Consider the following 18,726-nt stretch of genomic DNA (forward strand, 5'->3'; position numbering starts at 1 on the left):
GCAATGGCAATGACCGCTTTTGGCGCATTGCCGTCAGGCGGTTTGCAGCCAGTCGGCCGCCCCAGCGCGAACCGCCTTGGTCAGGTCTTCGATCAGGCGTGTGGTGATGCGTAGGTGCTGCCAGAAAAGTGGTACGTCGACGATGATGCCGGGGGCAAGATCGACCAGACGGCCTGACGCGATCAACGGAGCGGCAAGGCGTTCCGGCGTCAGGGACCAGGCGACGCCAGCCAGAGTGAAATCCAGAAACCCCTGGGTGGACGGCACCCAGTGGGTCGACCCTTCGACCGGACTTCCAACGACCTTTTCAGTCCACTTGAGTTGCAGCCGATCACGGGGGCTGAAGCGGAGCACCGGCGCCTCCGTCAGCCGCGCCGTCGTCACGCCGCTCGGGAAATAGCGATCGCGATAGTCCGGCGTCGCGGCGGCCAAGTAGCGAAGCGACCCCAGCGGCAGGGTGCGGCATCCTGCGACGGCCTTTCCCGCTGTGGTCACGGCGGCGATCACCTCGCCTGCGCGCAGGCGCTCTGCGGTGTCGGCCTCGTCGTCGAGCACCAGGGACAGGGTGTTCGGCTGGGCGGCGGCGAAGCGGGCGGCCGCGCCAGGGAACCAGGTGCCGAGGCTGTCGGCGTTGAGGGCGATCTTCAAGGTCGGGCGCGCGCCGCCGAACGCGGCGGCCCAGACGGGATCGCCCGCCATCATGTCGTGCTCCAGAAGAGCCACCTGATCGAAGTGGGCCGCCAGCCGCGCCCCTGCCTCGGTCGGTCGGCACGGCGTCGCGCGAATGACCAAGGGCAGACCTAACCGCTCCTCCAATCCTTTCACGCGCTGGGACACGGCCGAGGGCGTGACCGACAGGGCTTCGGCGGCCGCATCGAAGGAGCCGGTGCGGATGACGGCGGCAAGGGCCGCGAGGGCGGGATAGTCTAACATTAGGACAGCTAATCTAGCCTAAGCAGGATTAGTTCGGCTACGGCCCTGCGCCATGCGATCAGCATCTCATGATCGTTTCCATTCTTCCGGCCCTGGCGAAGGGTTTCGCCCTGTCGGCCAGCCTGATCGTCTCCATCGGCGCCCAGAACATGTTCGTGCTGCGGCAGGGGCTGCGGCGCGAGCATGTCCTGCCGGTCGTCCTGTTCTGCGCCGTGGCGGATTCCGTTCTCGTCATCGCCGGCGTGAATGGTCTAGGCCGGTTGCTGGCGGCGGTTCCCGGTCTATCGGCGGCGTTGAGCCTCGGCGGCGCCGCCTTCCTGACCTGGTACGCCGTAGGGGCCTTTCGGCGGGCAATGCGCTCGGAGGCTCTGGTCATTGAGGACGGCGCAGGTCTGTCGCTCGGGGCGGCGCTGGCGGCCACCGCCGCCTTCACCCTGCTGAACCCGCATGTCTATATCGACACCGTCATGTTGATGGGGGCCGTCGGATCCAGCTTGCCCGAGAGCCAGCGCCTGTTTTTCATCATCGGAGCCTCGACCTTCGCCGCTGTCTGGTTCGCGGCCATCGGGTTTGGCGCACGCTTTCTGGCGCCGCTCTTCGCACGCCCGCTCGCCTGGCGCGTGCTGGATGTCGTCACGGGCCTGATGATGACCGTCATCGCCATCATCCTGGTGCGCGGCGTCTTCGCCTGACGCCATTTCAGAACATCGAGGTCCTCATGAACCCGCCCGTCATCACCCCGGAAATCTACGCCCTGCGTCCGGATTTCGCCGCGCTCAGCATCCTGGTCGCTGGCGCGCGCAATGGGCCGAGCGATTCTTATTACGCCGAACAGTTGCGTCTAGCGTGTGAGGCGCACGAGCCTGAGTGGGCTGAGGCGCATCTGGACGCCTGGCGGGGCGCCTACCGCGCCTTCGGCGCCAAGCCGCAGCGGACGCCATGCTCCGTCGAGGCCTTGCGTAAGCGGGCGCAGCGGGATGGGGCCTTGCCGCCGGTGAACGCCGTCGTCGATCTCTACAATGCGATCAGCCTTCGTTACGCCCTTCCGAGCGGCGGCGAGGATGCGGACGCCTACGCCGGGACGCCCAGGCTGGTCGTCGCCCAGGGCGGCGAGGCCTTCGACACGGCGCAGAACGGCGAACCGAAGACCGAGATGATTGATCCCGGCGAGGTCATCTGGCGCGATGATCACGGTGCGACCTGCCGGCGATGGAACTGGCGGCAGGGAGTACGGACGCGGATCACCGACGACAGCACCGCCATGTGGTTCATCCTTGAGCGCCTGGACCCCATGCCGATACCCGCCCTGCTGCAGGCGGGCGACGACCTGATCGCTGGGTTGAAGCGTCTCAGTCCGTCGCTGCAGGCGAGCAGTCTTCTCCTTCAACGCGCAGACTGACCGACCGTCCGTCACAGACTGAAGCCAAGCCTGATTTGAGCCGACCGCTGCGTCGGGCCTCACTGGGGCGATATTCTGGAGCAGAAGCATGGCGCTGTTTTCGGGCCTTTCAGCCTTTCCCATCACCCCGATGACGCCCGAAGGCGAGGTCATTGCGCCTGACCTGCAGCGGTTGGCCCGGCGCATCGAGGCGGGCGGCGCCGATTCCATAGGTCTGCTCGGCAGCACCGGGACCTATATGTTCCTGAGCCGCGACCAACGGCGACGCGCCGTGGCGGCGGCTGTTGAAGCCGTCGCCTCAATCCCGATCATCGTTGGCGTCGGCGCCATGCGGACCGACGAGGCCCAGGCCCTGGCGCGGGATGCGGCGGCAGAGGGCGCGTCCGGCCTGCTCCTGGCACCGGTCAGCTATACGCCGTTGACGGAGGAGGAGGTCTTTCAGCACTTCCTCGCCGTCGCTTCCGCCACGGACCTGCCGCTATGCATCTACAGCAATCCCGGCACGACCAACTTCACCTTCAGGCCGGAACTGGTCGCGCGTCTGGCGGCGATCCCGACCGTGGCGGCGATCAAGCTGCCGCTGCCGGCGTCCGGCGACATCGCAGCCGATCTGGCGGCCTTCCGGCAGGCGGCGCCGGGCCTGTCCGTCGGCTACAGCGGCGACTGGGGCTGCAAGGCAGCGCTGCTGGCGGGCGCCGACTGCTGGTACAGCGTGGCTGGCGGGCTGTTTCCTGAACAAGCCGCCGCGCTCGCGGCGGCGGCTGTCAGAGGCGATCGCGAGGAAGCGGACCGATGCGACGCCGCCTTCGCCGGCATGTGGAACCTGTTCCGCGCCCACGGCAGTCTTCGACTGATATACGCGGTAGCGAACATGCTGGGGCTGACCGAGACCCAGCCGCCGAAGCCGCTTTTGGGGCCCGATGCGATGCTGAAGGCCAGTCTCCTGAAGGCGTTGCCGCGCTAGGACTACAGGGAGCATCCAATATCCGCCTTCGGCCAGGGCTCTATCCGTTCGGCGTTCAATCAAATCGCACCAATTCGATCAGGCCTTTTCGTCCTTCCAGTTGTCATCAACAGGGGCGGCTGCTTAGCAGGGTGTTGCCGCGCCTCAGGACGCTGCCTGTCTGGCTTCGCGAATGTCGATTCGGGCGCGGCGGCCGTGCTTGTCCATCAGGTGGAGAAGGTTGGCACCGTTGAGCAGGGTCAGGGGCTTGCCGTTGGCGAACTGATAGGCGTCGGGCCCATAGTCCGCAGTCGTGACCAGAATCCCCTTGGAGGCGCCTTCGTTCATGACTGTGCCGTAGAGGTCGCGCACTGCGGCGACGCCGACCGTGCGGGTATAGCGTTTGGCCTGGATGACGATCTTGCCGCCGCTGATGGGGTCGGGATCGAAGGCGACGGCGTCCACACCGCCGTCGCTGCTGGAGCGCGTGACCTTGACCTCGCCGCCGCGCGAGCGGAATTCCTCCTCGAAGAGTTCGCGGACCAGATGCTCGAAGTCTTCCCACGACATGCTGGCGAGGTTCGTGCCTTCATCAAGGGTCTGCGCGACGTCCCGGCCCTCGATGAAGCGACGGTCTTCGCGGTCCATCTCCATGACAGGCGGCACGGCGGTCAGCGAGGCCAGGCTGGCGGCGGACACGCCCTTGAGGCTCTTGAAACAGGCCTTAGGGTCGACGCGGGCGAGATCGATCGCCTCAAGGCTGGCGCGGTCCACCAGGACCGACAGCAGGCAGACGCGGGCTTCCTGACCGGTGCGGGGATCGACGTATTCGACCTGGCCATTGAAGAGGATGCGACCGATATTGTGGTCGACGTCTGCTTCGAACAGCTCGTGCAGCGTGCGCAGGCAGATCTGATAGGCGACGCTTTCGAAATTGCCCTTGCGATCGCGTTCGGAGATCAGGGTCTCCTTCATTTCTCCGGTGGCCTTGACGAACCGCACGTTTTTCACGCCCGGCAAGGCGTCCGGCGCGGGCAGATCGTAGCTGACGAGCAGCAGGCGATCCTCAGGCCGGTACTGGACTTCGTAGGACTTCTCGAAAAGACCGTCGTAGTCGGAGGCCTCCAGAACGAGGCTGGCATGTTCGACCACCGCTTCGGGGTCGCCCGCCGACACCGACATGCGCAGGGCGTCGACCTTGGCGTTGGCTTCGGCCTGTTCGGCGAGGAAGGCGTTGTTGGCGACCTCGTGCTCGTCCCAGAAGTCCTTCTCGGCCTTCTGCCAGTGACCGACCTCGGCGGCGTGGCGGGCGCGGCCGAGCGCTTCCTGGGCCTCCCAGGCGGCCACAGCTTCGCGATGCTTGCCGGCTGCCTCTTCGCGGATGCGCTCTGCCTTGCCGATCAAACGGCTCCAGAAAGAGATGGTCGGCGCCGTGAAGGTGGGGGCGGGGAAAGGGGTGAAGACGGGCTTGGCCTGCGGGAAGCGCAGAGGCATGGGATAGGCGCTACGGTCCTTCAGCGCCTCCCAGTCGACAGCGTCATTGACCGAGAGAGTGTGGGCCAGGATGAGGCCCAGGCTGTCGAGCCGCTGAAGGGCGTCCGCCGTCATCTCGTCCGCCGACTCCTTGCCGGACTGCAGCAGGGCCTTGATCTGATGCTGCTCCCACTTCTCGTCCCAGGCGGCGAGGAGGGCGTCGACCTTGCTCTGGAGAATGAACCTCTCCGGCGCGCTGAGCTCCCGATGCAGGTTCATCTTCGAATGGCGCAGGTCGATGTAGTAGCGAAGGATCCGCGTGCCGGCGGCGTTCCAGCGCGCGGTGAGAGGACCGGCGACGAGATTATCGAGGTTGGATGATCTAAGAACGAGGTCCGCCACAAATCCCCCTGGAAGAACGCGAATCAATGAAAGCCGTGCGTTGGGACATGTACCCCTCGCCTACTCAGGCGCAACCCTGGATATTCCACGTCAGGAGGGGCGCGTACGCAGGGTGCCGCGTCCGCGATCTGCACTTCGCCATCGAACAGGTGCGCGATCTGCTGGCCTTGGCGGACCGCCGCGATCAGTCGTGCGCCACAGTGGACGAACTGACGCGCGCGCATCTGACCGAGGTCGAGCGCAAGATCGCCGACCTAGAGGGCCCGCGTCGTGGAACCTACAACCTGCTGTCGCGATGCTGGCAGGGCACAATCTCGACCTGTCTGATCATCGAGGCCCTGGGGCCAGCGCAGGCCGAATAGATGTTGGCTTTCAGGAGAAGCTGCGAAGCCGGACCGGAAAGGTCCTCCATCGTGAGACGATCAAGCGCTACGGCTTTATCTTTGATGAAACAGCTCAGAGGGCGGCTGAACCACATAGCTGACGTCAGGCCGGAACGCGATTAGATCGAGGCCTATGGCTTTGGTGGCCTGAAGCGCAAAAACAAAAGAGAAGGACCCGCGACTGATCTTGTTTCGGATGCTGGCTTCGCTCTCATCTACACCCAGAGCGGCTAGGCGATCGGACAGTTCTGCGTACGTCAAATTCTGTCGCTTCAATTCCGCTTTCAACATGCCCTTGGCGAGATCGCGCCATTGAGCGTCGGTCAATGGAGTGTTGGACGAGGGCGTCAGCGTCTGAACCGGCATGTCGGTAGCCTAGTCAATCCTCATCATCTGACAAGACAAACCACCTCTAAACGCATCGAAAATGCGACTTTTGCGCCACAGGCCAGAGGTTGATATCGCATATATGCGATAAAAGTCTTGACCGACACCATCATCGAGAAGCTACAAAATCGCACATATGCGACTTTTGTAGCGGGAAGGTGATTGTCTCAGGCGGTGTCGGAGATTGGCCAGGCGAATGCCTTGACGCCGTTCAACGCGCCGCGCGACCCCGTGGCGGCGCGAGAACTGTTCGTGCGGATGCGCTTTTCCGATACGAATGGCCGTCCCGCGTGCCCCAAATGCAGCTGCGATGCAGTATATACGTTCAAGACCCGCGATCTCTATAAGTGCAAGAGGTGCACTCACCAGTTCTCACCGACGTCTGGAACGTTCTGGGCGTACAGAAAACTTCCGTATGATAAAATCATCTTCATGATTGCGCGCTTTTGTGAAGAGGCAGACGGTCTCAGCGCGACAAGTATGGCCGACTGCATGGGAGTACATTACAAGACAGTTTTCACATGGTTTCACAAGTTCCGTGATGCGATTTCTAAGTTTGCCCAGTCACGTATCCTGACGGGCGAGGTCGAGATCGACGGTGGAGAATTCGGTGGCTTCATCCGTCCGAAGAACCTGAAAAAGGAACGGGAAGACCATCGGAAATTTCCCTACCGGGCTGCTGATAGAACGATGCACGCCGTTGTCTGTAAGTCCCGTGACGGCCCTATCCTGACTTGGGTGGCAAAACACGAAAGCCATCCGCGCACCCAAATCGAAAAAGTGCTTGCGAACGACGCCGTCTTGTTCACTGACAAGGCAGCCAGCTGGAATCGATTTCGCGGGAAATGGAAGCTGTTCCAAGTGAACCATTCCGTCTCCTACGCGACACCGGAGGCCTGCACGAATGGCGCTGAAAGCCTGATCCGAACGATCCGGTCCGCCGAGAACAATTACCGTCATATCACCCAGAACTACTTCGACTTTTACACGGCCGAGGCCGGATGGCGCGTCGAGTTTGGCCGGGCGAAGGGGAAGAAGAAACAGCGTGCGGGCAGTCTGATGTCGGCTATGAGCCGACCTGGGCGGTCAGAGTTGGCTGGCTACTTTCAGGGACGAAAGCGACTGTGCTCCTATGTCACCAAAGAAGGTGACATTGCAGGATGGCGCCCTCCTACGCGCGAGGAGCGGGACAACGCCAGGCTGGCAAATGGAAAGCAGGTTCACAGCGGGCCTCTGCGCTCGTCTCGCAATAGCAAGAACTGGCAAGACGGCTTCAACTTCATCGATGCAGCCACTTTTATCGAGACGCCTGCGACCGTTCCGGATCGCCCCGGAGTGTACGTGGTCCTGTTGAAGGACACAGAACGGATGCTCAGCCAAATTGGCTTCATAGAGAGCCCTGGGCACCCTCTTTGGACGCACGGCGGCTGCCAACATGTTTATACGGGTGAGACCTACGGCCTTCGAACTCGTCTGACCGAGCACATGACCGGCAGCTCAGAAGGCGCCAGTTTGCGACAATCGCTGCTCGCATTGCACTTCGCCAGGGCCTGGGGCAGCGCGGACTTTGTTGTGACTGACGATCGTGGGCGGACCGAGGATAGCCTTTCTGAGTGGCTGAAGCGCGAGATCGTGATCGGCTATAAACAAAGCGCCTACGTGCGCGACTATGAGGCTGACATTCTCAGTTGGACCGCCAGTCCGTTGAATATCGCGCGGCGCGTCGCCACTCCCTCGGCTACCGCACTGAAGGCGTTGCGTGAACGACTTCGGAACGAGGTGATCGCGCGCTGGGAGCCTCTGCCGACGCGTTCGTTGAAGCGAGTGCGCCACTAATCTATGTGCGCGATGAACTGATCCGGTTTGCCGGGAATCCGACGGACGAAGGGCTGGTATGTCTTCTTGATCTGGTTGTTGACGGCCGTGTGATACTTTTGACGGAGCTCGACGGTATCGAGAACGAAACCGTTCTTGTCCGCTATCAGGTCCACAATTTCGGCGATGGTAAGCGGTTCAGATGCCTCTCTTAAGATATCCATCGCCGCGCCGCCGATACCCTCAGGCGGCAAGCCGGTGTTGGCTGCACGCGGCCTAATCGGCTTCACCGTCGTGTCATCCCACTCCGGCTCGAACATGCGGATCACGTAGGCGATGTGAGGCAAGCCTTCGTGGATTTGTTGCCGCCTAGCCTCTCTCTGAGGCGCCTCGGCTAGAAACCGGTCCCTATCCGGCTTGAGGCGCGTTTCATACTTCGGTGGCTTCTCAATACGCTGCAGTTCACCCAGCAGCTTCGCGTACTCGCTGATCAGCGCTTTCTTCAGCCATTGTTCCTTCATGGTGCTCGTCGCTAGGCCCGATGAAGGGTCCGCTCAAGCTGAAAATGGCTGTGTCAAAACTTCAGACCGCCCCATAGATGCGACCTCCAAGACGGTGCCCTTATCTGTTTTGGGCTTTAGGTGTGTTTGCTACCCAATGCCGCTCTTGGAGGCTCAAGCCCTCTCCCATTGGGAGAGGGTTTATTCCTCCGAATCGACCACCGGCGGCTGCTTGATGGCCGCGTGGACGCCGATGGGACCGGCCTTCGCGAAGGTCAAGGTGAAGGAGGCGACGCCGCCGTCGACCAGCGGATCGCGCAGGCCCATCAGCATGATGTGGTTGCCGCCGGGCTTTAGCTCGACCGGGGTTCCGGCGGGCAGGGGCAGGCCGTCGGCTAGGTGAGCCATGCTCATGACCCCGTTCTCCATCTTCATCTCATGCACCTCGGCCGACTGGGCCAGGGCGGTGGAGACGCTGACCAGACGGTCGTCGGAGCCTGCCGTCAGGGTCAGGTAGCAGCCTCCGACCTTGGCGCCGTTGGGCGTGGGGCGGCACCAGGCGTCGGCGACCTGCACTGTGCCGGGGGCTACGGTTGCGTCCTTGGCGGCCTCGGCTGACTTTTCGGCAGGTTGGCCGCAGGCGGCGAGGGTTACGGCGGCGGCCGACAGGGCGGTCAGGGCGAACAGACGTTTCATGTTGAAGCTCCTTATCAAGAGGCTGCGACGGGCTTGGACCCGGTGAACGCACGCACCGCCCGGTCGAGCAGCAGGGCGGCCACGAGGCTCAGTCCCGTCAAGGGATAGAGGATGGACAGGGGGATGACGATGCACAGCACGGCGATTCTCGCGCGAGGGCCGGGCGGAGCGGGCGGGGCGCCGGTGCGGCGGCGCGACAGGCTGGGCGGTCGGCGCTTCCACCATGTGACCAGACCGCTGATCGCCAGCAGCCACACGGCGATGCAGCCGATCAGCATGACGATGCGGTTGATCCAGCCGTACTGCATCCCCTGGTGGACGGCGATGCCCCATTCAAAGCCCTTGGCCATGACGCCGAACTGATGCCAGCGAAGGTCGGCCTTCACCGCTCCGCTGGCGCCGTCGACATAGAGACTGCGGGCGTCCTCGGCCTTGCGGGTCTGGCGGGCGACCGTCCAGGCCAGGTCGGAGGATTGGGGAATACTGACGGTGAAGGGGCGGGGCAGACCCTGTTCGCGCGCCGTCTGAAGCACGCGGTTCAGGCTGGGGGCCGCGTGATCGTGCCCATGCGCCGCATGGTCATCGGCGGGCAGGGCGGCGTTCTCCAGCGTCCAGCCCACGCCCGCGGGGGCGTCATGAGGCTTGGCGTGGCTCCAGGGGCTGGCGGCGGCGGGGGCGGGCGGGCGGCCCAGCCCCGTGTCGCGCATGACGCCCATGAACCGATCGCCCCAGACGGCCGACCACGGCATCCCCGTGACCGCAAGGAAGAGGATCACTCCGCCGACATAGAAGCCGGTCAGGGCGTGGACGTCGCGCCAGAAGGGGCGGCGTCCGGCGTCCGTCTCACGCGGCCTCAGCACGGCGCCGGTGCGGCGGCGCGGCCACCACAGGTAGAGGCCGGTCGCACACAGGATGACGGCCCAGCCCGCGACGATCTCGACCAGAATGTTCAGCGCCGTGCCGATCGGCCCGCCGAACAGGGTCAGGGAGTGCAGCTTCTTGATCGTCTCGGTCACGCCGCCATAGGCGGTGACGCCGGTGACGGCGGCCGTATGCGGATCGACGAAGACGGTGCGCTGGGCGCCGTCGGGCCGGTTGACCTGAACGCGCACGGCCTGATCCGCGCGGTCGGGGAACAGCACATTCGCCGCCCGGCCTTCGCCCGCGTGGGCGGCGGCGTCCAGCCACTGATCGGGATCGGCCTGCTGGGCGCTGGCAGGAACCTCGATCATGGAGCGATAGACGGCGTGGTCGATCTCGTCCTTGAACAGATAGAGGCCGCCCGTCAGCGTCAGCAGCATCAGGAACGGCATCACCAGCACCCCTGCGTAGAAGTGCCAGCGCCAGACGGCCCGATAGGCGCCGGACATCACGTCCGGCGCCTTGGTCTTGTGAGAGGCGGTCATCAGTAGGCCAGCCGCAGGCCGACGAAGACCGAACGGCCCTCGCCGGGGAAGAAGACAGCGGTCTGTGTCGTGCGGGCGTCGGTTACAGCTGAGAACTCGCCGACGTAGCGTTTGTCGGTGAGGTTGCGCGCGTCGATGTAGACCGAGGTGTTGGCGTTGATGTTGAAACCGCCGGTCAGGCCCAGCACGGCGTAGTCCGGCGCCTTCATGGTGTTGGCGTAGTCGACATAGGGGCTGGACATCCGCCACTCGACCGAGGGGGTGACGAAGACGCCCGTCGGATGACGCCAAGTCAGCTCGGCGCGGTACTGATGCTGCGGCACGACCGGCAGGCGGTTGTCGCCCCAGCGCGCGTCGCCGTCGAAGCGGAAGTCGCTCCAGTTATAGACTTGACGCAGCATCAGCGACCCGTCCGCCAGTTCGACCGGCAGGGTCCAGTCCAGCCCGGCCTCGATTCCCTGATGGATCGTCTTCTTGGCGTTGAAGGTGGCGGCGGGAATGTCGGGGCTGGTGATGAAGTTCAGCATCTCGCCCTCGATCCGGCTGCGATAGGCGACCAGATCCCAGGCCAGAGGGCCATGACGGCCGCGCGTGCCGATCTCGCCGGTCCAGGCGTCCTGAACCTCGACCGGGGTGAAGCCGGTCAGCGGCGCCTGCACCAGGGCGCCATAGGTCGGCGGCTCGACCGAGCGGGTCAGGTTGGCGAAGACCTGGGCGCCGTTTTTGGCTTCCCACAACAGGCCCAGACGCGGCGAGAACCACTCATAGTTCCGGCTGGCGTCATTGGCCGAGGTCATGCGGTCCAGATAGTCGCGCGTGGCGCGTCCCCATGAGCCGCCTGCGACCAGGGCCAACTGGTCGGTGACGAATAGCCGCCCCTCGGCGAAGACGTCCAAACCGGAGGCGTCCTGACGCGCATCGGCGGTCTTGGCGCCGCGTTGGCCCGCCAAGTTCACATAACGCAGGGCCTCGACCTCTCCCTCGCGCCATGAAAAGCCGTAGAAGGCGTCGGCGCGCAGGCCGCCGATGTCGCCCGTCCAGTCGATGCGGGCGAAGGCGCCGCGCGTGGCGCTGTCCTGATCCATCACCTGGAAGATCGGGTGATACAGCGACTTCTCCCAGCCCCAGACGGCGCCCTCGAACAGGGTGGATTCATTGAAGCGCCAGCGGGTCTGCAGCGTCAGCCGCTTGACGGTCAGGTCGCGGGCCTGATCGCCGGACAGGGCGCTGGCGGCGGCCTTGCGCGGGGTGTTCAGCGCCTCTTCCAATGTCAGAGAGCCGGGCATGTCCTGCTTGATGTCGGCGGCCTGGGCGATCAGGCGCACCTCGCGATCCTCGCCGAAGGAGCGGCCCGCATTGACGGTCAGACGGCCTTGCGACTGCTGGCTGTGGTCGCGCCAGCCGTCGCCCTGCATGGCTGTGGCGGCGGCGTAGATATCCCAGTCGCCATAGGTCTCGGCGACGGCGCCGTGAGCGCGCACGAAGCCGTAGCTGCCGCCCTCGACCTGCATCAGGGCGCGCTGGCGGGCTGTGCGGCCGGTCGGGGTGACGAGGTTGATCGCCCCGCCCAACTGGGCCCCGCCGAAGCGCAGGGTGTTGGCGCCCTTCCACACCTCGACATAGCGGGCGCTGAGGGAAGCCACGCTCTGGAAGTCGGAGAAGCCGTCGGCATCGGCGAAGGGCACGCCGTCCTGGGCGAACAGGACGCCGCGCTGGTGGAAGCCCTGGGCGATGCCCGAGCCGCGGATGGAGAGGCGGCTTTCTTCGCCGAACCGTTTTTGCGCCAGCACGCCGGGGACGTTGCGCAGGGTGTCTGCGAACCCCTGCACGAAGCGGTCGGAATAGCTTTCGGCCGACACCACGGCGACGGCGCCGGGGGTGCGGCTGAGACGGTCGCGGGCCTCGGCCACGACGGTCGGGTCTTCGGCGTTGCGGCGGCCGGTGACGATGATGCTGTCGACGACGGTGGGGCTGTCAGCCTCCGGCAGGTCGTAGGCATGGGCGAGGGACGGCGCCAGGCAGGCGCCGATCAGCAGGGCGCACGGCGCCGCAGCGGTCTTGAGAGACATGGAATTTGTATCCTGAAACAGATGTGCGGCCGCGCAGGCCTTCAGCAGGCGCGCGGCGTCGATGGGTCTGGTTTCAGGCGTGAGGCGGGGCGCGCGACGGCGGGCGCGGCGGAGCGCGCGCCGGGGGCGGGGGGCTGACGATGAAGGGAGCGTAGACGACGGCCTGCGTCAGGCGCACGACCGGCGCCGGTTCCGGCGCGGCGGGCGCAGGCAGGGCCGCCAGCAGCGGCATGACGCAGGCGGCGCACTTGGCCCCCATATGCTCCTTGACCGGGCCGTCGACGCCGCCGGACTGGATGGTCTGGGGACCGTCGGCCGAGCAGATGACGATGGGGTAGCCGGGCGTGGAGGCCGCCAGCGCCGCGAACGGCATCAGGCTGCCGATCACGATGGCGAACGTCGCGGCCAGGAAGGCCAGCGAGCGCCAAGTCGACCAGTTTTCTGCCTGAGAGCGGGTCACGAGGCAGGGCTTAAACCTTCCCAGACGGGGAAGCTAGACCGGCGAGGGGCGACGCGGCGTCGCGCGCGGCCTCGACAAGATCGCCTTCGCAGTGCAGCGTGACGCTTGGACAGTCATCGAGGACACGCATGATCCGCGCCATCGGACCCTTCGCTCTCGCCCTGCTTCTTGCCGCGCCTGCGGCCGCGCAACAGGTGGAGGAGGGGCCGGGCGGTCCCGATCGCGTCTCCCTGACGGTCTATAATCAGAACATCGCCCTGGTGGAGGACGTGCGGAACCTGAACGTGCCCGCCGGGCGCTCGCGTCAGGAGTTTCCGGGCGTTTCGGCCAGCATCCGGCCCGAGACGGTGGGCCTGTCGGGGCGCGGCCTGTCGGTGGTCGAGCAGAACTTCGACTATGATCTGCTGACCCCGGGCAAGCTGATGGAAAGCGCCGTCGGCAATGAGATCGGCATCGTCCGCACCAACCCCGGATCGGGCGCGCAATCGACCGAGCGCGCGCGGGTGCTGGCGGCGAATCAGGGCGTGGTGCTGCAGATCGGCGATCGCATCGAGGTGCTGCGCGACGACGGCGTGCCGACGCGCGTCATCTTCGACCGGGTGCCGCAGAACCTGCGCCCGCGCCCGACGCTCAGCGTGACGCTGGACGCCGAGGGAGCAGGCCGCCGCGAGACGACCCTGTCCTATCTGACCAGCGGCCTGACGTGGAAGGCGGACTATGTCGCCCGTTTCGACGAGAAGGCGGGCAAGCTGGATCTGACCGGCTGGGTGACGCTGACCAACAACTCGGGCGCGACCTTCAGCAACGCCCAGACGCGAGTGGTGGCGGGCGACGTCAATCTGATCAATCAGGGCGGCTATCCGCGCCAGCCGGTTCGCGGCGGCGGCGTGCGCGGCAACGGAACCCAGTCGGGCGGTGAGGGCGCGCTGGCCGACGTCTATGTCTATCCGCTGCCCGAGGCCGTCACGGTCGCCAACAACCAGACCAAGCAGGTCGGCCTGATCGACGCGGCGGGCGTTCCCGCGACCAAGCGCTATCTGCGGGTGGTCGACGGCTTCTACAGCGCCGAGGAGCCGATCGCGGCGGAAGTCGGCGTCATCTTCGCCAATGGATCGGGGAACGCCGCGCGCGCCCTGCCGGCGGGGGTGATCCGCGTCTATGTGAAGGATGAGGCGGGCGAGCCGCGCTTCATCGGCGAAAGCCAGGTCGACCACTCGTCCGCAGGGTCCGAGATCGTGGTGACGACGGGCGACGCCTTTGATGTGACGGTGCAGCCGCGTCTGGTGTCGTCCGAGCGGGTGTCGAAGCGCCTGGTCGACTATTTCCGCACCCGCTATGCGATGGAATACACCGTCCGCAACGCTCGGCCCGAGCCGGTAACGGTCGAGGTGCGCCAGCGCGGTCTGGGCCGCGACACCGAACTGACGGATCAGAGCATCACGGGCGAGATGCGCGACGCGCGCACCGTCGTCTGGCGCGTGCCCGTGCCCGCCAACGGCGAGACCAAGCTGACCGCGACCATCACCACGGGCGGTTGATCTCATGCGCCGCCTTCTGGCGATCACCACTGCGCTGAGCCTTTTGGGGCCCACGGCCTGGGCCCAGACGGAGAGCGTGTCCGCGCGTCCTGACGGGGCGACGGTGGTGATCTATCGCGACCGGCCGGTCGATACGGTCGCCCTGATGGAACAGTCGCGCCAGCCGTGGAGCCGGCTGGACCGTCAGGGGCTGGCCCTGATCGTCGAGACGCGCACGGTCGATCTACCGGCGGGCGAGGGGATTATCCGTTTTCGGGGACTGGCCACCGGCGTCGTGCCGCAGAGCGCGGTGCTGGAGGGGCTGCCCGCCCATGTGGTCGAGCGCAACGCCGACTTCGACCTGCTGTCGCCCGCCAGCCTGTTGGAGAAATCCGTCGGCGAGGTGGTGCGCGTCGTCCGCACCAATCCCGCAACCGGCGAACAGGTCGAGAAGGCCGCCGTGATACGCGCGGGCGCCCAGGGCACGGTGCTGGAGATCGACGGCCGGTTCGAGGCGCTGGACTGTTCGGGCCAGACCGAGCGGGTCGTGTTCGATCGCGTGCCAGAGGGGCTGGGCGACCAGCCGACGCTGTCGGTGCGCACGCGGGCCGAGCGGGCGGGACGGCACACGGTGACGTTGGCCTATCTGACCACGGGGCTGCAGTGGTCGGCCGACTATGTGGCGCGGCTTAACCCGACGGACGGGACGCTGGGCCTGACCGGCTGGGTGACGCTGGCCAACTTCGGCGGCACGGGATTCCCTGACGCCCCGGTGCAGGTGGTGGCGGGCACGCTGAGGAAGGACGCAGGCACCGTGCCGGTCGAGCCGTTGGTCCGCTATCAGCAGAACCAGTGCTGGCCGCAGGGAACGACGACGTTCGGTTCAGGGCAATTCGCGGGCTATGGCGGCGCGCCGCCTCCTCCGCCGCCGCCCGCACCGCCGAGGCCAATGGCGATGGAGGTGGCGGATGTCGTCATCACCGGCAGCCGCATGGCGCGCGCTCCGAAGCTGGCTGAACAGGGCGAACTGGGCGACTACAAGATCTACACCTTGCCTGAGCCGACCACGGTGGCGGCGCGGCAGACCAAGCAGGTGCGCTTTCTGGAGCGCGAGGCCGTGGCCTATGAGCGGGTCTATCGCGCCGGGGTGCTGAACCCGGACGAGGAGACGCAGCCCACGGCCATCGTCATGAAGCTGCGCAACGAGGAGGGCGCCGGGCTGGGCGTGGCCCTGCCGGGCGGCTCAGTGGCGGTGATGCAGCCGGACGGAGCGGGCGGCGTGCTGCTGGCCGGTCAGGATCGGTTCGAGGACAAGGGCGTAGGCCTGCCGCTGCGGCTGACCTTCGGCGAATCGCCGGACGTGCGGGTGCAGACGCGGCTGGTGAAGTCCGGCAGCTCGACGCGCGGCGCCGTCACGACAGAGCGCACCGAGGTCGAGACCACAGTCACCAACGCCCGCTCCGAGCCGGTGACGGTTGAACTGGTCGCCGATGCGGCCGGACAGCGCGGTTTCCGTATCCGCAGCCAGTCGGTGCGCAGTCGGGTGGACGACACCGGCTATCCGGTCTGGACGATGAGCGTGCCGGCGAACGGTGCGGCGACGCTGACGGCCGCTTGGACGACGACGGATTGAGGCTGTGATTCTCCCTCCCCTTCATGGGGAGGGTGGCTGAGGCCGTTAGGCCGAAGTCGGGTGGGGGCGGCAAGGCTAGTCAGGCGCCGAGGGCCGATCACCAGCCCCTCCCCACCCGGTCGCTGCGCGACCACCCTCCCCATGAAGGGGAGGGAGAGGCGTTGCGTTACTCCCCCTTCGCCGCCTGCCTGGGGCTGAACTTGGGAGCAGGAGCCAGGCGCATCACTTCGCCCTGATAGCGTTCGTCGTCGCCCGCCACCGCGAAGGGCAGGGCATCGGCGCAGGCCTGCAGCATGGCGTCCAGCCAAGGCTTGTCCGCCTTGTGGAAGTCGCCCAGGACGTGGTGCATGACCAGTTGCGGCTCGCCGGGGTGGCCGACGCCCATGCGGGCGCGGCGGAAGTCGGCGCCCAGGTGGCTGATCAGGCTGCGCACGCCGTTCTGACCCGCTGCGCCGCCGCCCTTCTTCATGCGGAAGCGGCCGGGGGCCAGGTCGATCTCGTCGTGGAAGACGATGACGTGTTCGGGCTTCACCTTGTAGAAGCGCGCCGCCTCGCCTACGGCGCGGCCGCTCTCGTTCATATAGGTCTGGGGCTTCATCAGCAGGATCTTGGTCCCCTCGATCTCGCCGTCGGCGACGATCGACTGGAACTTGGCGCGCGACGGGCCGAAGCGCCAGCGGCTGGCGATCTCGTCCACGGCCATGAAGCCGATGTTGTGGCGGTTCTTTTCGTATTTGGGGCCGGGATTGCCCAGGCCGGCGATGATGATCATGCGGTCCTCATGCCCCGTGCTTCAGACAAAGAAAAGCCCCGCCAGGCGAACCCGGCGGGGCTGTATCTTTCAGAGGAAGAAAGCCGATCAGGCTTCGGCTTCAGCTTCCGCCGTGGTGTCGCCGGCGTCCGACTGAGCGGCGGCCGAGTTCTTGATCGCGGCGATCATGAAGTCGCGGTCGGTGATGGTCGCCGAGGCGCCTTCCGGCAGCTGGATGTCCGAGATGCGGATGTTCTCGCCGATCTCGCGGCCCTTCAGGTCGACGACCAGTTCAGCCGGGATACGGTCGGCGCGGACCATGATCTCGACGGTGTGACGAACCACTTCCAGCATGCCGCCCTGACGGGTGTAGGGAGCTTCGTCGGCGTTGACGAAGGCGACCGGGATTTCGATCTTGATCTCTTCCTTGGCGCCGACGCGCATCAGGTCGAAGTGCAGCGGACGGTCGGAAACCGGATCGAACTGGATGTCCTTGGCGATGACCGGCTGGGTTTCCTTGCCGTACTTCAGGGTCACCAGGTGACCGATCAGCTTGCCGGTGTACAGCGACTTGCGGAACTCGCGCTCGTTCACGGAGATGGCCACCGGGGCCTTGTCGCCGCCGTACAGCACGCCGGGGACGGCGCCTTCGCGGCGCGCGGCGCGGGCGCCGCCGGTGCCCACGTTCTCGCGGACATCAACGTTCAGAATGATCTCAGCCATCGGGCTCGCCTTCAATACAAGTAAACGCCTGCGCAGAACCGTGTCCCGCGCGGCGGGGTCATGAACCCTTCGAATTCAAGAGCGCGGGCTATTACACGGAACACGGGGCGGACGCAACCGCCCCGGCTTCGCCCGCAGTGATATTCAGCCCTAGCCGTTAGGAGTTGCGGCGACCGCGGACTGGTTCTGCGCCTGGGCCATCGGCGTGGGCCCGCCCGCAGGCGGCACAGCCACGGTGATGGTGGGCATCGGTCCCGTATACTGCGAGGTGCACTGGGCCAGGTCGCGGACGACGTGACGACCGGCGCAGAAGATGTCCTCATAGTTCGGCTTGGCCGCCGCCAGGCACTGGAACAGCATCAACTTCGACATGTTGAGGCAGAACTCATTGTTCGATTCGGTCGTCAGGGCGTCGGTGTTGGCCTTGGCGTCCTCGCCCGCCGCGCCCAGCGCCGCCAGGGCGGCGATGGCCAGGGAGTTGACAATGGCGGGGGTGAAGGGCGCGCCGCGCTGGGCGCTGGTCAGGTTCAGGCCCGAGCCGCTGTTGGCGGCGGCGAACAGGCGGGCGCTGTCCTCGGCCGAGGGCAGGCGCGGCACGGCCGAAAGGGACTTGGCGCCTTCCAGACGACCCACGCGGTCGGCGACGGGCTGGGTGGCCCAGCGACGGCGCGGATCACGGCGTTCCTGGATGGTGTAGGCGTCCGTCTCCACCGCCTCGGCGATGGCGGTCATGGTCGCCGCGTCCTGACCCATGGTGCTGGCGATCAGGCCGGCGGCGGCTTCCGCGCCGGGCAGGGTGGCGGCGTAGGCCGGGTCGGCGACGATTCGCGACACCATCTGCTGACGCTGGGCCGGGTCGGAGGCGAACTGGCGCACGCCGGCGACGTATTCAGGGGATTGCAGGGCCAGGATGGCGCCATAGGCGATCATGCCGCGCGACAACTGGCCGGCCTCGACGGCGGCGCCCTTACGGACGGCGGCCTGAATGGATTCGGCGTCGGGGAAGCCGGCCTGGATCGACCCGACTTCGCGCACGAAGGCGACATAGACCGAAGCGGCTTCGGCCACGCTCTGGTTCAGCGCCAGGGCGGGCGGGGGCGGCGGGGGCGGCGCAGGGGGCGGCGCTTCCGGCTCAGGCGTCGAACAGCTGGCCAGGACGGCGGCGGCGGCGACAGCGGCGACGGAGAGGCCGCGGCGCAAGAAGGCCTGGGGCATCGGCGGTCTTCCCTTGTTTTA

General features: G+C 66.2%; 18 protein-coding genes. 7 read left to right on the forward strand and 11 right to left on the reverse strand.

The features are described from left to right. Window positions 1-33: 33 nt before the first annotated feature. On the reverse strand, window positions 34-933 hold the full coding sequence (locus B2Y21_RS00205; RefSeq protein ID WP_200168607.1) for a LysR family transcriptional regulator ArgP: 900 nt from the start codon (window positions 931-933) through the stop codon (window positions 34-36). A 68-nt stretch (window positions 934-1,001) separates the two neighbouring features. Here B2Y21_RS00205 and B2Y21_RS00210 point away from each other — a divergent pair, with 68 nt between their 5' ends. From B2Y21_RS00210 to B2Y21_RS00220, 3 genes are all read left to right on the forward strand, one after another. Further along, window positions 1,002-1,625: a LysE/ArgO family amino acid transporter gene (locus B2Y21_RS00210; protein WP_200168608.1), complete on the forward strand. Its 624-nt coding sequence runs from the start codon at window positions 1,002-1,004 to the stop codon at window positions 1,623-1,625. A 26-nt stretch (window positions 1,626-1,651) separates the two neighbouring features. Next, complete coding sequence (locus tag B2Y21_RS00215) at window positions 1,652-2,332, forward strand: B3/B4 domain-containing protein (protein ID WP_200168609.1); 681 nt, start codon at window positions 1,652-1,654, stop codon at window positions 2,330-2,332. Between the two features lie 88 nt (window positions 2,333-2,420). After that, entirely contained in the window at window positions 2,421-3,296 is an 876-nt protein-coding gene (locus tag B2Y21_RS00220; RefSeq protein WP_200168610.1) for a dihydrodipicolinate synthase family protein, read from the forward strand. A gap of 144 nt (window positions 3,297-3,440) precedes the next feature. On the opposite strand, the gene B2Y21_RS00225 is transcribed toward B2Y21_RS00220, so the two are convergent. After that, entirely contained in the window at window positions 3,441-5,150 is a 1,710-nt protein-coding gene (locus tag B2Y21_RS00225) for a restriction endonuclease (protein WP_200168611.1), read from the reverse strand. Between the two features lie 26 nt (window positions 5,151-5,176). Between B2Y21_RS00225 and B2Y21_RS00230 the strand changes: the two genes are divergently transcribed. Beyond that, on the forward strand, window positions 5,177-5,512 hold the full coding sequence (locus B2Y21_RS00230; protein ID WP_200168612.1) for a MerR family DNA-binding protein: 336 nt from the start codon (window positions 5,177-5,179) through the stop codon (window positions 5,510-5,512). Window positions 5,513-5,587: 75 nt separating this feature from the next. Here B2Y21_RS00230 and B2Y21_RS00235 read toward each other — a convergent pair whose 3' ends face one another. Then, window positions 5,588-5,899, reverse strand: a complete 312-nt coding sequence (locus tag B2Y21_RS00235) for a DUF6471 domain-containing protein (protein ID WP_200168613.1) — start codon at window positions 5,897-5,899, stop codon at window positions 5,588-5,590. A 222-nt stretch (window positions 5,900-6,121) separates the two neighbouring features. On the opposite strand from B2Y21_RS00235, the gene B2Y21_RS00240 reads away from it, so the two are divergent. Further along, on the forward strand, window positions 6,122-7,756 hold the full coding sequence (locus B2Y21_RS00240; RefSeq protein WP_292055806.1) for an IS1595 family transposase: 1,635 nt from the start codon (window positions 6,122-6,124) through the stop codon (window positions 7,754-7,756). Here B2Y21_RS00240 and B2Y21_RS00245 read toward each other — a convergent pair. The 5 genes from B2Y21_RS00245 to B2Y21_RS00265 all read right to left on the reverse strand — a co-directional run bounded on the left by B2Y21_RS00245 (window position 7,753) and on the right by B2Y21_RS00265 (window position 12,866). Beyond that, entirely contained in the window at window positions 7,753-8,256 is a 504-nt protein-coding gene (locus B2Y21_RS00245) for a hypothetical protein (RefSeq protein ID WP_200168615.1), read from the reverse strand. The two genes, B2Y21_RS00240 and B2Y21_RS00245, sit on opposite strands and share 4 nt — an antisense overlap. A gap of 180 nt (window positions 8,257-8,436) precedes the next feature. Then, a complete protein-coding gene (locus B2Y21_RS00250) occupies window positions 8,437-8,931 on the reverse strand; it encodes a copper chaperone PCu(A)C (RefSeq protein ID WP_292055808.1) in 495 nt (164 codons plus the stop codon). 14 nt (window positions 8,932-8,945) lie between these two features. Beyond that, window positions 8,946-10,337, reverse strand: a complete 1,392-nt coding sequence (locus tag B2Y21_RS00255) for a PepSY-associated TM helix domain-containing protein (RefSeq protein ID WP_292055810.1) — start codon at window positions 10,335-10,337, stop codon at window positions 8,946-8,948. Then, a complete protein-coding gene (locus B2Y21_RS00260; RefSeq protein WP_292055813.1) occupies window positions 10,337-12,406 on the reverse strand; it encodes a TonB-dependent receptor family protein in 2,070 nt (689 codons plus the stop codon). The genes B2Y21_RS00255 and B2Y21_RS00260 overlap by 1 nt, the downstream gene beginning before the upstream one ends. A 73-nt stretch (window positions 12,407-12,479) precedes the next feature. After that, a complete protein-coding gene (locus B2Y21_RS00265) occupies window positions 12,480-12,866 on the reverse strand; it encodes a DUF2946 family protein (RefSeq protein ID WP_292055815.1) in 387 nt (128 codons plus the stop codon). Window positions 12,867-12,994: 128 nt separating this feature from the next. Here B2Y21_RS00265 and B2Y21_RS00270 point away from each other — a divergent pair, with 128 nt between their 5' ends. Both B2Y21_RS00270 and B2Y21_RS00275 read left to right on the forward strand, forming a co-directional pair. Then, window positions 12,995-14,404, forward strand: coding sequence for a DUF4139 domain-containing protein (locus B2Y21_RS00270; protein ID WP_292055817.1), 1,410 nt, complete (start codon window positions 12,995-12,997; stop codon window positions 14,402-14,404). Window positions 14,405-14,480: 76 nt separating this feature from the next. Next, window positions 14,481-16,016, forward strand: coding sequence for a DUF4139 domain-containing protein (locus B2Y21_RS00275; RefSeq protein WP_292055820.1), 1,536 nt, complete (start codon window positions 14,481-14,483; stop codon window positions 16,014-16,016). Between the two features lie 166 nt (window positions 16,017-16,182). Here the strand turns inward: B2Y21_RS00275 and pth are convergent, their stop codons facing one another. From pth to B2Y21_RS00290, 3 genes are all read right to left on the reverse strand, one after another. Beyond that, the gene (pth, locus tag B2Y21_RS00280) at window positions 16,183-16,788 is read right to left on the reverse strand and encodes an aminoacyl-tRNA hydrolase (protein ID WP_292055822.1); all 606 of its coding nucleotides are present in this window, start codon (window positions 16,786-16,788) and stop codon (window positions 16,183-16,185) included. Between the two features lie 87 nt (window positions 16,789-16,875). After that, a complete protein-coding gene (locus tag B2Y21_RS00285; RefSeq protein ID WP_200168887.1) occupies window positions 16,876-17,490 on the reverse strand; it encodes a 50S ribosomal protein L25/general stress protein Ctc in 615 nt (204 codons plus the stop codon). A gap of 150 nt (window positions 17,491-17,640) precedes the next feature. Continuing rightward, complete coding sequence (locus B2Y21_RS00290; RefSeq protein ID WP_292055827.1) at window positions 17,641-18,705, reverse strand: hypothetical protein; 1,065 nt, start codon at window positions 18,703-18,705, stop codon at window positions 17,641-17,643. Between the last annotated feature and the right edge of the window lie 21 nt (window positions 18,706-18,726).

Source organism: Brevundimonas sp. UBA5936, from assembly GCA_002430835.1.
GTDB lineage: Bacteria > Pseudomonadota > Alphaproteobacteria > Caulobacterales > Caulobacteraceae > Brevundimonas.

What these genes read in the sequence shown, in the direction of transcription:
- B2Y21_RS00260 (WP_292055813.1), bottom strand. Translation starts at nt 12,406, where the DNA reads ATGTCTCTCAAGACCGCTGCGGCGCCGTGCGCCCTGCTGATCGGCGCC.
- B2Y21_RS00210 (WP_200168608.1), top strand. Translation starts at nt 1,002, where the DNA reads ATGATCGTTTCCATTCTTCCGGCCCTGGCGAAGGGTTTCGCCCTGTCG.
- B2Y21_RS00270 (WP_292055817.1), top strand. Translation starts at nt 12,995, where the DNA reads ATGATCCGCGCCATCGGACCCTTCGCTCTCGCCCTGCTTCTTGCCGCG.
- B2Y21_RS00290 (WP_292055827.1), bottom strand. Translation starts at nt 18,705, where the DNA reads ATGCCCCAGGCCTTCTTGCGCCGCGGCCTCTCCGTCGCCGCTGTCGCC.
- B2Y21_RS00255 (WP_292055810.1), bottom strand. Translation starts at nt 10,337, where the DNA reads ATGACCGCCTCTCACAAGACCAAGGCGCCGGACGTGATGTCCGGCGCC.
- B2Y21_RS00250 (WP_292055808.1), bottom strand. Translation starts at nt 8,931, where the DNA reads ATGAAACGTCTGTTCGCCCTGACCGCCCTGTCGGCCGCCGCCGTAACC.
- B2Y21_RS00235 (WP_200168613.1), bottom strand. Translation starts at nt 5,899, where the DNA reads ATGCCGGTTCAGACGCTGACGCCCTCGTCCAACACTCCATTGACCGAC.
- B2Y21_RS00220 (WP_200168610.1), top strand. Translation starts at nt 2,421, where the DNA reads ATGGCGCTGTTTTCGGGCCTTTCAGCCTTTCCCATCACCCCGATGACG.
- B2Y21_RS00205 (WP_200168607.1), bottom strand. Translation starts at nt 933, where the DNA reads ATGTTAGACTATCCCGCCCTCGCGGCCCTTGCCGCCGTCATCCGCACC.
- B2Y21_RS00285 (WP_200168887.1), bottom strand. Translation starts at nt 17,490, where the DNA reads ATGGCTGAGATCATTCTGAACGTTGATGTCCGCGAGAACGTGGGCACC.
- B2Y21_RS00230 (WP_200168612.1), top strand. Translation starts at nt 5,177, where the DNA reads ATGAAAGCCGTGCGTTGGGACATGTACCCCTCGCCTACTCAGGCGCAA.
- B2Y21_RS00215 (WP_200168609.1), top strand. Translation starts at nt 1,652, where the DNA reads ATGAACCCGCCCGTCATCACCCCGGAAATCTACGCCCTGCGTCCGGAT.
- pth (WP_292055822.1), bottom strand. Translation starts at nt 16,788, where the DNA reads ATGATCATCATCGCCGGCCTGGGCAATCCCGGCCCCAAATACGAAAAG.
- B2Y21_RS00245 (WP_200168615.1), bottom strand. Translation starts at nt 8,256, where the DNA reads ATGAAGGAACAATGGCTGAAGAAAGCGCTGATCAGCGAGTACGCGAAG.